General features: G+C 73.4%; 12 protein-coding genes. 4 read left to right on the top strand and 8 right to left on the bottom strand.

Annotated elements, in window-relative coordinates:
* The first annotated feature begins 37 nt into the window (after positions 1–37).
* Positions 38–1,519, top strand: a complete 1,482-nt coding sequence (locus NDAS_RS08225) for a hypothetical protein (protein ID WP_013152693.1) — start codon at positions 38–40, stop codon at positions 1,517–1,519.
* A gap of 77 nt (positions 1,520–1,596) precedes the next feature.
* Here NDAS_RS08225 and NDAS_RS08230 read toward each other — a convergent pair whose 3' ends face one another.
* On the bottom strand, positions 1,597–2,496 hold the full coding sequence (locus NDAS_RS08230) for a macrolide 2'-phosphotransferase (RefSeq protein ID WP_013152694.1): 900 nt from the start codon (positions 2,494–2,496) through the stop codon (positions 1,597–1,599).
* A gap of 287 nt (positions 2,497–2,783) precedes the next feature.
* Entirely contained in the window at positions 2,784–3,725 is a 942-nt protein-coding gene (locus NDAS_RS08235; RefSeq protein WP_013152695.1) for a LysR family transcriptional regulator, read from the bottom strand.
* A gap of 114 nt (positions 3,726–3,839) precedes the next feature.
* On the opposite strand from NDAS_RS08235, the gene NDAS_RS08240 reads away from it, so the two are divergent.
* A complete protein-coding gene (locus NDAS_RS08240; protein WP_013152696.1) occupies positions 3,840–4,367 on the top strand; it encodes a sugar O-acetyltransferase in 528 nt (175 codons plus the stop codon).
* A 12-nt stretch (positions 4,368–4,379) separates the two neighbouring features.
* Here the strand turns inward: NDAS_RS08240 and NDAS_RS08245 are convergent, their stop codons facing one another.
* The 5 genes from NDAS_RS08245 to NDAS_RS08265 all read right to left on the bottom strand — a co-directional run bounded on the left by NDAS_RS08245 (position 4,380) and on the right by NDAS_RS08265 (position 9,357).
* On the bottom strand, positions 4,380–5,552 hold the full coding sequence (locus NDAS_RS08245; RefSeq protein WP_013152697.1) for an amidohydrolase: 1,173 nt from the start codon (positions 5,550–5,552) through the stop codon (positions 4,380–4,382).
* Complete coding sequence (locus NDAS_RS08250) at positions 5,542–6,210, bottom strand: DUF1028 domain-containing protein (protein WP_013152698.1); 669 nt, start codon at positions 6,208–6,210, stop codon at positions 5,542–5,544. Before NDAS_RS08250 ends, NDAS_RS08245 begins: the two co-directional genes overlap by 11 nt.
* Positions 6,207–6,629, bottom strand: coding sequence for a RidA family protein (locus NDAS_RS08255; protein WP_013152699.1), 423 nt, complete (start codon positions 6,627–6,629; stop codon positions 6,207–6,209). Before NDAS_RS08255 ends, NDAS_RS08250 begins: the two co-directional genes overlap by 4 nt.
* Before the next feature lie 7 nt (positions 6,630–6,636).
* Positions 6,637–7,914, bottom strand: coding sequence for a flavin-containing monooxygenase (locus NDAS_RS08260; RefSeq protein ID WP_013152700.1), 1,278 nt, complete (start codon positions 7,912–7,914; stop codon positions 6,637–6,639).
* Between the two features lie 126 nt (positions 7,915–8,040).
* A complete protein-coding gene (locus tag NDAS_RS08265; protein ID WP_013152701.1) occupies positions 8,041–9,357 on the bottom strand; it encodes an MFS transporter in 1,317 nt (438 codons plus the stop codon).
* Between the two features lie 281 nt (positions 9,358–9,638).
* Here NDAS_RS08265 and NDAS_RS08270 point away from each other — a divergent pair, with 281 nt between their 5' ends.
* The gene (locus NDAS_RS08270; RefSeq protein ID WP_013152702.1) at positions 9,639–10,547 is read left to right on the top strand and encodes a LysR family transcriptional regulator; all 909 of its coding nucleotides are present in this window, start codon (positions 9,639–9,641) and stop codon (positions 10,545–10,547) included.
* Between the two features lie 42 nt (positions 10,548–10,589).
* Here NDAS_RS08270 and NDAS_RS08275 read toward each other — a convergent pair whose 3' ends face one another.
* The gene (locus NDAS_RS08275; protein ID WP_013152703.1) at positions 10,590–11,756 is read right to left on the bottom strand and encodes a sensor histidine kinase; all 1,167 of its coding nucleotides are present in this window, start codon (positions 11,754–11,756) and stop codon (positions 10,590–10,592) included.
* Positions 11,757–12,076: 320 nt separating this feature from the next.
* On the opposite strand from NDAS_RS08275, the gene NDAS_RS08280 reads away from it, so the two are divergent.
* Positions 12,077–13,339 (top strand): DUF418 domain-containing protein, encoded by a 1,263-nt coding sequence (locus NDAS_RS08280; RefSeq protein WP_013152704.1) that lies wholly within the window; start codon positions 12,077–12,079, stop codon positions 13,337–13,339.
* The last annotated feature ends 147 nt before the right edge of the window (positions 13,340–13,486 follow it).

Here is a 13,486-nt window from a genome sequence, read left to right on the forward strand (position 1 = left end):
TGGAGCCCGTGTCGAGGCCCTGTGCCAGGGTTCGGTCATGGACCCCCGACCTCCCGAACCCCCTCGGTCCGACGAACCGGCCCTCGCCGCGCTGGGCGCCCTGGTGGACCGCTCCGTTATCCAGATCGCCGAGGCCGCCCGCGACGCGCGCACGTTCGACCGCGAGACCGTCCGGGCCGTCTCCGACCTGTGGGACAACGCCGTTGTGCCCCTGTTCCGGGCCGCGACGGGTCGGACCGGGCCGGAACGGGAACGGCGCGCCCGCGCGGCCCTGGAGTGGACGGCGCTCCTGAGGCCGACGCGCTGGGACTGGATGGTGGAGCAGGCCGCGCTGTGCGGGCACCGTCTCGACGCGCTCGTCCAGCCCCCGCCCGTGTACTTCGACAGGCCCTACCGCGACTACCGGGGCGAGGTCCGTCCGGCGTACTCCCGGTGGACGCCGCAGGCGTTGGCCGCCCTGGCGGGCGACTACGCATTCGGCGCCGCCAGCCTGCGCCACGTGCGGATCGAACGGGAGGGCGCCCGCCTGTGCGGGTTCCTGACCCTGGAACCGGCCCGCTCCTACGACCCCGGCGACGGCGCTCCAGGCCGCCCTCCCACGCTCGACGTGCACCTGGAGGACCTGACCGAGGTGGACGTGGACTCCGACTCGGCGCACGGAGTGCGCCTGGACTCCGACGCGGACGGGGTCGTGGTCGGCCTGGGAGCAGGGGGAGTACTGCGGGCCCGTGCGGGCTCGCTGCGGCTCGACGACGGCTCCTGGCACCTGTCGGGGGCCGGTCGCCGCGCCGACGCGCGGACCCCGCCCCGCGATGACGGGTTCCGTCCCGCCCGGCCGCCGCAGAAGGGAAAGGTGGAGGGCTCCGCCTGGGGCGCGGCGACCTTCCTGCGCTGGGCCATGCTGATGATCCGCCGGGTCCGCTACCCCGGCGAGGTCGCGCGCGTGCCGGTGGGGGCGTACTGCCGTGCTTTGGAGGGGGCCGGGCGGGACGTCCTGGCGGCGGGGGCGCTGTCGCCGCGGCGGCGCGAGGCCGCCTTCCGGTCCCTGACCGCCGAGTGGCTCCGGCGCGGCGGAACCGAGCTGGCGGCGGACTGGAAGCTGCTGCTCAGGGGCGTTCCGGACGCCGGGGATTTGGCTCGCGGCGTGCGCGACGAACTGCTCGCGCGGGGAGAGACCCCGCCCGTTTCCGTCGCCCCCGAGGAGGTCACCGACTTTCCGGAACGGGCCCCGTTGCGCATGGTCTCCTACACGGCCGAGCACACCGACGGGCGCGTCCGTCGCGAAGCCGGTGCCATGGTGCACCTGGCCGTTCCCGGCCAGGACGGGGACGGGCCGTGGCGGATGCGCGTCCTGACCGCGACCGACCCCGTCCGGCTCCGGGTGCGGACCCCGGCCTTCGACGGGACCGGTCGCGCCCGCGTGGACCGGGACGGGGGCGGGCGGGAGACCTTCACGGTGGACGGCGACGCTCTGTGCCTGGACGCCCGTGCCTGGGTCCAGGAGACTCCACCGCGCTGACCCGGGGCCGGGCCCTCGCCTCAGCGCGGTCTTCTCCGGGAACGACGAGGGCGTGCCCTCCCGCTCCGGGCGGCGCGTCAGCCTTGAGGGTCCAGCACCGCCGCCGCGGCGGCCAGGTCGGCCTCGGCGCCGGTGGTCAGCGCGTACAGGGCGTACCCGATCGGGGAGGCGTCCCACAGGTGCCTGGCCTGCGCCGCCAGGCCGGGGTGGACGTGCCCGCCCGCCCGCTCGTAGGCGGTGAGGGTGGCCCGCAGCATCTCTTCGCCCGCGGCGCCGTACTGGGCGGACAGGTCGCGTGCGGGGTCGTCCACGCGGGCGGTCGTCCAGTCCAGGACCCCGGTGACCGCGCCCTCCTCGTCGAGCAGCACGTGCGCGGGGTAGATCTCGCCGTGGGTCATGACGGTCCGCTCGGGCCAGCAGGTGTCGTCGTCGAGCCACGCCCTCCATGCCTCGGTCAGGGCGGGGGAGACGGTGAAGGCCTCGCTCACGCGGGCGATGTCGTCCCGCCACGCCTGACGTACCCGGGCCGGGGTACGGACCTCGACGCCCGCCGCCTCGGCCCGCTCCGGGGAGATCGAGTGCAGACGGGCCAGCAGGCGCCCCAGACGCTCGGCGTAGTCGGGGCTGGCGGGGTCCATGTGCCAGACGGGCTCCCCGGCGTCGGTCAGGGTCAGGCCCGGGGCGCCGGGCAGGGCCGGGTAGGCGATCAGCTCGGGGGAGCGGACCCGCCAGTCGGGGACCGCGACGCCGTCCTCGGCCAGGACCGGGGCGACCAGGCCGAGGACGCGCGTCTCGGCGGCCATGCCCTCGGAGACGTCGGCGCGGCGGGGTACGCGCAGCACCCACCTCCGGCCGGTCGCGTCGCGGGCCATGACGACGCGGTAGTCCAGGCCCGCCTCGTTCACCGTGGCGTCCCGCGCGGACAGGTGCAGGCCGTGGGCGGCGGCGAGGGTGATGGTGTGGTCGATGGTGCTCATGGGACTAAGTTCCCACCCGCGCCCGCGTAACGCGAGGCGACGGGTCGTGCGGGCTCCGCCGGGCGTGTCCCGCGAGCGGTCGCGCTCCGGACCGAACCCGGGCCGCCGATGGCCTTCCGTGGAGACCGGGGCCGCGTTCCCGCCGACCTCCTGCCGTAGACGGAGCGGGGCCGCACTCCCGGAGCCCTTCTGCCGCCGATCGCCTTCCGTGGAGGTCGCGGGGCCGCGCCCTCGCCAACGATCCTCCGCCGACCTCCCGCCGTAGGCGGAGCGGGCGGGCGACCGGATCACCCGTCCGTCCGGCGGACCACCCAGTCCGGGGTCCACACGTCATCCGGGGTCCGCGGGCCCGAGGTGCGCAGGTACTCGCGCAGCGCGGTCAGCACGGGGTGCCGCTCCCCGCTGCGGGACAGCAGCACGTGCGGGTAGACCGGCGTCGGGTCGCGCAGGGGGACGCGCCGCAGGTCGTGGCCCTGGGGCCACAGGTACCGGTCCCCGCCGCCGACGAGGGTGGCCAGGGAGGCGGAGTCGGCCAGCGCGTCCATCAGGGCCTCGTCGCCGAAGTCGGGGCCGAGCGCGTCGATGCTCAGACCGAAGGCCTCCGACAGCGCCCGGTAGAACTCCGCCCACTCCGTGCCGGGCCTGATCCCGGGGATCCAGATCCGGTGACCGGCCAGGTCCGCGGGCCTGACCTCGGGTGCGTCCGCCAGCGGGTGGGTGGGCCCGACCAGGAGTTCCAGGGGTACGTCCAGGAGCCGTTCGGCGCTGATCCCGGCCGGGACCCGCTCGGCCGCCAGGGCGCGGAAGGACGCGTCGACGGTTCCTTCGAGCACCGCATGGGCGGCCTGGACGGCGTTCTCGCCGCCCAGCGTGACCGCGTCCAGGTCCATCCCGGGGTGGGAGCGGTAGAACCGGTAGACGGCCTGGGCCGGGGCGATGCGCCGGTTGAGCACGTCCACGCGCAGGGGTCGGCTGCCGGGGCGCACGGCCCGCTCGGCCTGCTCCAGGGCGGCGAGGGCCCTCCGGGCGTGCGGCAGGAGGACCTGCCCGTCCAGGCTCGGTCTGGAGCCCCGGGAGGTCCGCACCAGGAGCGCGGCCCCCAGGTGTCGCTCCAGGGCCGCGATCCGCTTGGAGACCGCCTGCTGGCTGATCCCGAGCTCGTCCGCCGCGGCCTGGAACTGGCCGGTCCGGGCGACGGCCACGAACGTGCGCAGCGCTTCGACATCCACGGCCCCAGCCTACTTGCACAACCTCTGGTTGTGTCCGGTGGATCGTGCGGTTGTTTGACCACGCGTTCCGCCGGGTGGTGGGATCAGCGCATGTCCACACGCACAGAGCAGGTCATGTACGTCCAAACGCCCGAGTTCGCACGTCACGCGGAGCGCATCGCGGAGGTGACCGACGCGACGTCCCGTCTGAACGTGCTGCCGTTCAGCGACGGCGAGGGCCGCGCCGAACTACTTTCCGTTGTGTTCGGCGGCCCTCTTCCGGAGTCGGTGACGATCTATCCGCCGTTCTTCACCGAGTACGGGCTCAACACGGCGTTCGGGGAGGACGTCTTCGTCAACCAGGGCTGCACGTTCATGGACAGGGGCGGCATCCGCGTCGGCAACCGGGTCATGATCGCGCCGAGGGTCAGCCTCATCACCGGCGGGCACCCCCTGCCCCTCGCCGAGCGCCGCGAGTACCTCTCCTTCGCCCCCATCGTCATCGAGGACGACGTCTGGATCGGAGCGGCCGCCGTGGTCACGCAGGGGGTGACCATCGGCGCCGGATCCGTGGTCGCCGCGGGCGCGGTGGTCACCCGCGACGTCCCCGCCCGCACCCTGGTCGGGGGAGTCCCCGCCCGCGTGATCAGGGCGATCGACTGAACCCGCCCCGGGTCAGTCGGCCCGGAGGGGGCCGGACTCCGACGCCGGGGCGGCGAAGTACTCGTGCGCCGTGCGGGCGAGCAGCGTGGCGCCGTCGGAGACGACCCCGTTGGCTGCCTCCCCGACGCAGACGGCGGCGAACTCGGGCTGGTGGTTGCTGACCGGGAAGCAGCCCAGGCCGATGTAGGGGTGGATGGCCGCAACGTGCTGGGAGACGTTGCCCATGTCGGTCGAGGCGCGGTTCATCGTCTGGTGTTCGGGTGGCGCGTCGAACCGCCGCCCGAGCGCCAGGGCGTGGCGCGTGTAGATCTCCAGGGCGCGCTCGTCCGTACGGAACTCCGAGTAGGGCTGCGACTCCGGGGTGAACTCCAGGGCGGTGTCGGTCGCCAGCGCTCCGGCCCGGAAGCACTGTTCCACCCGGCGGCGCAACGGCTCCAGCTGCTCCAGGCTCTCGGCACGGGTGTACCAGCGGCCCTCGGTCACCGCGGGGATGGCGTTGGGCGCCTGCCCTCCCACCGTCTGGATGCCGTGGACGCGGGTGCCCGGCGGGAGCTGCTGGCGCAGCAGGCCGAGGGCCACCTGGGCGACCACGAAGGCGTCGTTGGCGTTGCGGCCCTCGTGCGGGTAGGCGGCGGCGTGGGCCGACCGGCCGGTGAAGCGGACGTGGTCGTGGGCGACGGCGTAGGGCTCGGCCCGCGGCGCGTCCACCGGTCCGGGGTGGGCCATCAGCGCCAGGTCCAGGTCCCGGAAGGCTCCGGCGTCCAGCAGTTCGATCTTGCCGCCGCCGCCCTCCTCGGCCGGGGCGGCGATCACGTCGATACGCAGGTCGAGCCGGTCCGCCCAGGGGCGTAGCGCGATCGCCGCGCCCGCCGACATCGCGGCGATCAGGTTGTGCCCGCAGGCGTGGCCCAGACCGGGCAGCGCATCGTACTCCACGACGAAGCCGACCCGGCGCCGACCGGACCCGTAGGTGGCGTGCAGCGCGGTGGGAAAGCCGAGGTAGGCGTTCTCGACGGTGAAACCGAACCGCTCCAGCAGCTCCGCCGTCCACCGCGCCGCGCGGTGCTCCTCCCAGGCGGTCTCGGGGTGGGCGTGCAGCGCCTCGGAGTAGGAGACCAGCTCTGGCAGGTGCTCCGCGGCGCTCGGCAGCGCGCCGTGTTCGGGCGCGCCGGGTTCAGCGGTCATCGCCCGGCACCCCGTATCCCGGTGAGGCGGCCGGTTCCAGGCCGCGCCGGACGTAGTCGTCGCGCTGGGGGAGCCAGACCTTGAGCAGTTCGCCCAACTCCCCGATCGGGTCCTCGCGCCAGTCCACGCGCAGGTCCGTGTCGCGCCAGCCGTGCGCGGACACGGTGGACAGCCCCGCGGAGTAGACCGGTCCGGCCTCGCCTCCGGCGGCCAGGCCCGCGGCCAGGGCGGTGAGCAGGCGTTCCTCCAGCTCCCCCCGGGCCGAGGCGAAGGCCTCGCACATGGCCGCGGGGACGCCCGGGTCCGAGAGCATGTTCCCGGCGGCGGCGCAGTGGGGGCCGGTGGCCTCGCCGTGGACGCCGAGGGTGAGGCCGCCGCTGAACGTGGCCGCGGCGCCGGAGGCGTCCACCACCGTGAGCTGCCGGTAGGCGATGTCCGGTGCGGTGGCGGTCACGGCGTCGAGCGCCGCTCGGGGGCTCGCGCCCTCGGCGAGCCGGTCCAGCAGCGCCGTTCCCAGCCGCGGGTCGGTGATGTTCTGCGAGGCGACCGCGCCGACGGAGTCGCGCAGGTGGACGACCCGCGCGGCGACGGCGGGGGAGGACGAGGACGCGGCGACGCCGAACCTGCCGTCCTGGTGGGCCGCGATGGAGAAGGTCACTTGTCGCCTCCCGAGATCACGGCGGTCGCGTCGATCTCCACGAGCCATTCGGGCCGGGCCAGGGCCTGGACGACGATGCCCGTGGAGACCGGGTGGACCCCCTTCAGCCAGCGCCCCATCTCGCGGTAGACCTCCTCGCGGTAGCGCGGGTCGGTGAGGTAGACGGTCACCTTCACGATGTCCTCCAGACCGCTGCCCGCCTCCCTGAGCAGGAGGTCGATGTTGGCCATGGCCTTCTCGGTCTGCGCGCGGACGTCGCCGACGCCCACGGACTCGCGGGTGTCCAGGTCCTGGCCGATCTGGCCGCGCAGGTACACGACCCCTCCGGCCACCACCGCCTGGCACAGGTCGTTGTCGAGGTTCTGCTCGGGGTAGGTGTCCCTGGTGTTGAACTTGCGGATGCGCGTGTGCGTGGTCATGGTGTGATCACCCCTGGGTGTGGGACGGGTGCGGGTGCGCGTCGTGGTGTTCCATGTAGCCGCGCTGGATGCAGATCTGGTCGGCCACGTACTTGGCGTCGTGCCAGGCCCCCCAGATGAAGCTCGAACCGCGGCGGGACTGCCACGGCAGCCCCATGAAGTAGACGCCGGGCTCGGAGGAGACCCCGCGCTGGTGCCGGGGCCTGCCGTTCTCGTCGAAGGCGTCCACCCGCAGCCAGCCGTAGTCGGCGGTGAAGCCGGTCGCCCACAGGACGGTCCGGACCCCGGCGGCGGCGAGGTCGAGTTCGCGGAGGGGGTCGGTCACCGACTCCGGGTAGGCGCCCAGGACGCGGGCCCCGGGCTCCTCGGGCAGGTCGAGTCCGTTGCGTTCGACGTAGGCGTCGGCCTCGTCCAGCAGCGACAGGTAGTTGGCGTCGCCGCGGGCGATGTTGTCCCGCAGGTCGGGCGCGAAGCGGACGGTTCCGGCGTCGAAGGACTCCGTCCGGCCGACCAGCGTGATGCCGCGCTGAGCCAGGGCCCGGAAGTCCACGGTGTGGCCGCCGTGCGCGCCGCTGACCGCGATCGTGACGTGCTCGGCGCCCCGCGCGGGGGCCGAGGCCTCCCACTTGCCGAGGACGCCCAGCCACCAGACGAAGTCGTGCCCCCGGTACCGGCGCGGCGGGCGGTCGTGCGGACCGACGGACAGGTACACCCGTCGGCCGCTGGCGCGGAGTTCGTCGGCGATCTGGACCCCCGAGGAGCCCGACCCGACCACGAGCACGCCGCCCTCGGGCAGTTGCGCGGGGTTGCGGTAGGCGCTGGAGTGGAGCTGGACCAAACCCGAGTCCTCGGGGATGAGCGGGGGGACGACCGGCCGCTGGAACGGGCCGGTGGCGGCCACGACGTAGCGGGCGTCGATGTCACCGTCCGAGGTCCGGACCCGGAACCCCCGGCGTCCGGTGTTGCGTCGCACCGAGGTCACCTCGACCCCGCACCGGATCGGCGCGCCGATCTTCTCGGCGTAGGTCGCCAGGTAGTCCGCGACGCCGTCCTTGGAGGCGAAGTCCTCGGGGTCCAGGCCGGTGAACTCCAGGCCGGGGAACCGGTCGTGCCAGACGGGCCCGTTCGTGACCAGCGAGTCCCACCGCTCCGAGCGCCAGCGCTCGGCGACGCGGCTCCTCTCCAGGACGACGTGGGGCACCCTGCGGTCGCTGAGGTGCTCGCTCATCGCGATCCCGGCCTGCCCCCCTCCGACGACGACGACCTCGATCTCTTCCAGTGACATGCACAGCCTCCAGGCTCTGGTCAACGCGTGTGTTCGGGACGGGTGCGCCCCGCGTGCCTCCCCGGCCGCGCGGACGCCGTCCCCCGGGTCCGGCCGCGGCCGGACCCGGACGGGTGGGGGAAGGGTTCAGCGAGAGGCCCGGTCGCTCTCGTGCAGCAGGTCGGAGCCGCTGGTCTCGGGCATGGTGCGCAGTGTGACCGCGCCGATGACGCCGATCACGACCATGGTGAAGGCGGGGACCATGCTGCTGCCGGTGAGGGAGATCAGCCAGGTCATCAGGTACGGCAGGGTTCCCGCGAAGAACGCCCCGGCGACGCTGTAGGCCATCGACAGCCCGCTCTGCCGGGTCCGGGTCGGGAACAGCTCCGCCACGGCGGACGCGTGGGTGCCCAGGATGACCGCCAGGATCGCGGCGAGGCCGAAGGTCGCGGCGAACGCCGCCCACGAGGTCTGCACCTGCATCAGCCAGAACAGCGGCACGGAGGCCGCGATCAGCAGCGCGGCGGCGGTGTAGAGCACCGGCTTGCGGCCCACGCGGTCCGAGATCCTGCCCGAGAGCGGGATGATCCCCATGGCGACGACCGAGGCCACCGCGGAGAGCAGGGCCGCCCGGTCGGCGGGCACCCCCACGATCTCCTCCTGGTAGGTGATCAGGTACACCAGGACGATGTAGAAGGTGGAGTTCATGAAGGTCTCGATGCCGACCGTCTGGAGGAACTGCCTGCCGTTGGAGCGGAACACCTCGACGACGGGCTGGCTCGGGACGTTGTTCATGTCCTCCAGCGCGCGGTACTCGGGCGTGTCCTCGATGCGCAGGCGGATGTAGAGGCCCACCGCGGCCATGGGCACCGTCAGCAGGAAGGGGATCCGCCACGCCCAGTCGAGGACGACCTCGGCCGGGAAGGACGCGTGCAGGGCCCACACGGCGAACGACGCGCACAGGAACCCGCCGACCGAGCCGAACTCGATCCAGGAGCACCCGAACCCGCGGCGCTTGGGCGGCGAGAACTCCGCGAGGAAGGCGGCGGCCGAGCCGAACTCCCCGCCCGCGGCGAGCCCCTGGATGATGCGGGCGACCACCAGCAGGATCGGCGCGAGGATGCCGACGGACTCGTAGCTGGGCAGCAGCCCGAGCATGAGCGTGCCCGCCGCCATCGAGATGATGACGATCGACAGCGTGGTCTTGCGCCCGAAGCGGTCGCCGAGGTGGCCGAAGAGCACCGAGCCGAGCGGACGCACGAAGAACGCCACGGCGAAGACCGCGAAGACCGACAGCAGGGCGGTGGTGCCGTCCTGCTCGGGGAAGAACACCTGCGCCATGGTGGTGGCCAGGTAGGCGTAGACGGCCCAGTCGAACCAGTGGACGAAGACGCCCACCGCCCCGGCGAACACACCCCGCCGCAGGTCCTTCTCGTCGACCTGCTCCGCGACCTCGCTCGTCATCTCTTCTCCTGGGGTCTCGTCCTGGCGCGCACCGGGGTCGGGGAGGCCGCGGCGGCCTCCCCGGTCGGGGCGTCCCTGTGCATGGTCAGGAGGCCGCTCGTTCGCGGGAGTGTGGTCTCGAACGCCTGGCGGGAGCGGGGTGGGGCCCACGGCGCCGTCGGTATCCGACCTGCCTGTGTCATGGGTCACCACTATCCAGGCGGGGCCTAGGATCTGTAAAACACATAGTTCCGAAGATCTCCTTCGGAAAAAGCGATAGCTCCGAAGGGAGGGCCGGACCGATGGGCGACGTGAGCCTGCGGCAGCTGGAGTACCTGAGGGCCATAGCCAGGCTCGGGTCGGTGACGGCGGCGGCGCGGGAGCTGTTCGTCTCGCAGTCGACGGTCTCGACGGCGTTGTCCGATCTGGAGGCCGCGCTGGGGGTCACCCTCTTCGTCCGCTCTCCGAAGGGGATGCGCCCCACCGCGTCGGGGCAGCGCGCCCTGGCCGTGGCCGACGACGTGCGGGCCAGCCTCGAACAGCTCCGGGAGACCGCCAGCCGGGAGAGGGAGGAGGTCGAGGGGGACCTCACCATCGGCTGCTACGCGACCATCGCGCCGATCCTGCTGCCGAGGGTCATCGCGGAGTTCTCGCGCCGGTATCCGCAGGTGCGGCTCTCGTTCGTCGAGGCCTCCCACGGAACCCTCCTGGACGACCTGCTCAACTCCCGCATCGACCTGGCGATCACCTACCACTACGAGCTGGCGAGCGTCCGCCCGGCGGTCGGCGTGGCCTCGCAGTGGCTGCGGTCCGATCCCCCCTACGCGCTCACCCCCGTGGACGGACCCCTGAGCGCGAAGGGGGAGCTGACCCTGGCGGACCTGGCGGTCGAGCCGCTGATCCTCTTCGACCTGCCGCCCGGCGGCGACTACTTCCTCGGCCTGTTCGACAGGGCGGGGCTGACGCCCAACGTGCGCTTTCGCACCACGAGCTTCGAGATGGTGCGCGCCCTGGTGGCCCGCGGCCTGGGCAACGCCCTGCTCACCCAGCGCACCGTGCTGGAGCGCAGCTACGAGGACCTGCCCTACGCGACCAGGGAACTCGACATCCGGTCCGAGGGGCTCGGGATCGAGGTCATGCGGCTCGCGGGGCGCAAGCCGGTGCGGCGGATGGAGGCCTTCGTCGACGTGTGCAGGGAGGTCGTGGTCTGATCCGCCTGGGCGCCGGGGGCAGGGCGGCCCGGGGCGGAGCGCTCACCCGCGCGCGGTGTTCTCCGGGCCCGGCACGGGGGCCAGGTGCGGGAACTCCGCGGCGGTCGTGAACCGGCCCTCGTCGTGCCGGACCGTCAGTTCGCCGCCGCTGTCGGCCACCCGTTCGCGCAGGGTGGCCAGCCCCCGCAGCCGGGTGGGCGGTTCCTCGGCGGCGCCGTCGTTGACGATGGTGATGCCGGTCTCGGTCAGGGTGATGCGCACCCGCCTGGCCTGGGCGTGGCGCAGGATGTTGGTGGTGGTCTCGCGCAGCACCTGGCCCAGCAGCTCGCCCGCGCCCGGGGCCACCTCGGCCTCGCGGTCCATGTGCACGTCGATCTCGGCGGCCTCGAAGAGGTTCTTGGCGTTCTCCAGCTCCGCGGACAGGTTCAGGCGACGTTGGGCGTGGGCCAGTTCGCGGGTCTGGGTGATGGTGTCGCCGACCAGGGCCTGGATCTCGCCCAGTTCCTCCTCGGCGCGGTCGGGGTCGGCGCGCACCAGTTTGCGGGCCAGCGCGGTCTTGAGTTTGACCACGTGCAGGGTGTGGCCCTGGATGTCGTGCAGGTCGCTGGCGAAGCGCATGCGCTCCTGGGCCACGGCCAGCTCGGCCTCCCGTTCACGCGCCGCCGCCAACTCCGCGATGAGGCCGTGCATCGCGTGGACGAGGATCGTGAGGACGACCCCTCCCAGGGCGACGCCCGCCGAGGCGACCACGTACTGGAGCAGGAAGTCGACCACGCCCTCGCGCAACACCACCAGTTTCGCCGTGAGCCCGGCCGCGGCGAAGGCGGCGATCCCCGCCGTCGCCGCCCGCTGGTGGCGCGGCAGGTCGAGGATGATGATGGTGGCCACGATGGCGAACCCGTAGGCGGGCATGGAGACGTCCACCAGGAGCATGCCGAACAGCCACAGGAGCGCGGTGACGACCAGGCCGGCGAGCGTGGCCCGGGAGAGGCGGCCCACGTGCCACCGGCTGACGACCAGCAGGGTCGCGGCCAGGCTCACGGCCATGAGGATCGCGTCCTGCCACGAGCTGGCGTTCACCGCCACCAGCAGCGCTCCGACGGCGGAGACCGCGCCGGTGATGAGGTCCACGTGGAGCTTGCGCAGCCGTCCCTGCGTCTCCTCGGTCTTCTCCGAAGTCACGCGTGTCCCTTCCAGGTTCGTGTCCACCGCGCACGGTCCTTCGCCTCGGCCCCTCCGCCGCCGGAGCGGCGGCGCCCGGGCCGCAGGGGCCGGGCGGAGCGCGGGTGCGCCGCCCTCCTCGGAAGCGGGAGGCCCGCGTCCGCGCGAGTGGGCGCCGGGTGCGCCCCCAGTATCCTTCCGGCTCCGCCGCGCGCACCAGTGACGCCGCGTCATGACCTGGACCCGACAAACGTCACGGCCGGGTGGTGACGTGGTCCCACTGCCGCCGGAGCGCGGCGACGGCTGCAATGGAGACAGTCCCCCGAACGCAGACCGATCGCCGCGAAGACCCTCTGGAGCCCGTCACCATGACGACCGACCGCGCCGAAGGCCCGCCCTCCGTCCCCGGAGACCCGCCCGCAGCCGCCGCCGACACCCGGGCCCCGGCGGGTTCGACGCCGGTGGCCGAACGGGCCCTGGCCCCGGACCTCGCCCGCGGCATGATGCTGCTGCTGATCGCGCTGGCCCACGTGCCGTGGTTCCTGTACCAGGCGCCCACCGGCCTGGCCATGCTGCACCCCGTCGACGGCAACCTGGCGGACAGGGCCGCGCAGTTCATGACGATCGTCGTCGTGGACGCCCGCACGCACACGATGTTCGGCTTCCTCTTCGCCTACGGCATCGGGCAGATGTACCGCCGGCAGAGGGCGCGCGGCACCGGTGAGAAGGAGGCCCGCGGGCTCCTGCGCAGGCGCCACCTGTGGATGCTCGTCTTCGGCGCGGTCCACGCCGCCCTGCTGTGGCAGGGCGACATCCTGGGCACCTACGGCCTGATCGGGCTCATCATGGTGCCGCTGTTCCTCAACCGCAGCGACCGCACCCTCAAGATCTGGCTGTCCGTCCTGCTGGCCCTGGGCGCCCTGGTCACCGCCGTCTCGGCGGCCTCGGTCCTGCTGGCGCCGGACGCGGTGTCCACGGCCGCGGCGACCGACATGCAAAGGGCCAGCATCGCCGAGACGAGCTACCTGCTCTCCGCCGTGTTCCGCCTCCCGGCCTGGTTCTTCGGGCTCTTCTCCGGCCTGTTCACCCTGGCCCTGCCGACGGTGTTCCTGATCGGCCTGCTCGCGGCGCGGCACCGGTTCCTGGAGGACCCGGCGCGACACCTGACGCTGCTGCGCCGGGTCGCGGTCCTGGGCATCGCCGTGGGGTGGGCCGCCGGAGCGGTGCTGGGCCTCCAGCACGTGGGCGTCCTGGACGCCACCCACATCTCGGCGGTCTCCTCGGTGCACTTCTACACCGGGATCTTCACCGGGGTGGGCTACGCCGCGCTCTTCGGGCTCCTCGCGCACCGGCTCTCCGCCCGGGGGGCCCAGCGGTCCCTGCCGGTCCGGGCCCTGGTGTCCCTGGGGCGGCGCTCCCTGAGCGGCTACCTGGCCCAGTCGGTGGCCTTCGCCCCGTTCCTGGCCGCCTGGGGCCTGGGCCTGGGCGTGCACCTGTCCAGCTGGTCGGCGGTGCTGGTGGCCGTGGGCACCTGGCTGCTGACCGTCGCGGCGGCGTTCCGGCTCGACCGCGCGGGCAGGCGCGGACCGGCGGAGATCCTGCTGCGGAGGCTGACCTACCGCAAGCCGTGACGCGGGGCCGTGGCGCGCTCCCGCGACGGGGCGGCGCCACCGCCCCGGCATGACTTTCCTCCGCTCCGACTGATGACGCGGTGTCAGCGGTGGCACCGCGGAGCCGGAAGAACACCGAAAGACGGATTCCAGCCGACGCCGCGGAGC

This window comes from Nocardiopsis dassonvillei subsp. dassonvillei DSM 43111 (assembly GCF_000092985.1).
Classification (GTDB): domain Bacteria; phylum Actinomycetota; class Actinomycetes; order Streptosporangiales; family Streptosporangiaceae; genus Nocardiopsis; species Nocardiopsis dassonvillei.

Coding starts and splice junctions, on each gene's coding strand:
- NDAS_RS08270 (WP_013152702.1), top strand. CDS start 9,639: ATGGGCGACGTGAGCCTGCGGCAGCTGGAGTACCTGAGGGCCATAGCC.
- NDAS_RS08240 (WP_013152696.1), top strand. CDS start 3,840: ATGTACGTCCAAACGCCCGAGTTCGCACGTCACGCGGAGCGCATCGCG.
- NDAS_RS08225 (WP_013152693.1), top strand. CDS start 38: ATGGACCCCCGACCTCCCGAACCCCCTCGGTCCGACGAACCGGCCCTC.
- NDAS_RS08255 (WP_013152699.1), bottom strand. CDS start 6,629: ATGACCACGCACACGCGCATCCGCAAGTTCAACACCAGGGACACCTAC.
- NDAS_RS08245 (WP_013152697.1), bottom strand. CDS start 5,552: ATGACCGCTGAACCCGGCGCGCCCGAACACGGCGCGCTGCCGAGCGCC.
- NDAS_RS08230 (WP_013152694.1), bottom strand. CDS start 2,496: ATGAGCACCATCGACCACACCATCACCCTCGCCGCCGCCCACGGCCTG.
- NDAS_RS08260 (WP_013152700.1), bottom strand. CDS start 7,914: ATGTCACTGGAAGAGATCGAGGTCGTCGTCGTCGGAGGGGGGCAGGCC.
- NDAS_RS08280 (WP_013152704.1), top strand. CDS start 12,077: ATGACGACCGACCGCGCCGAAGGCCCGCCCTCCGTCCCCGGAGACCCG.
- NDAS_RS08265 (WP_013152701.1), bottom strand. CDS start 9,357: ATGACGAGCGAGGTCGCGGAGCAGGTCGACGAGAAGGACCTGCGGCGG.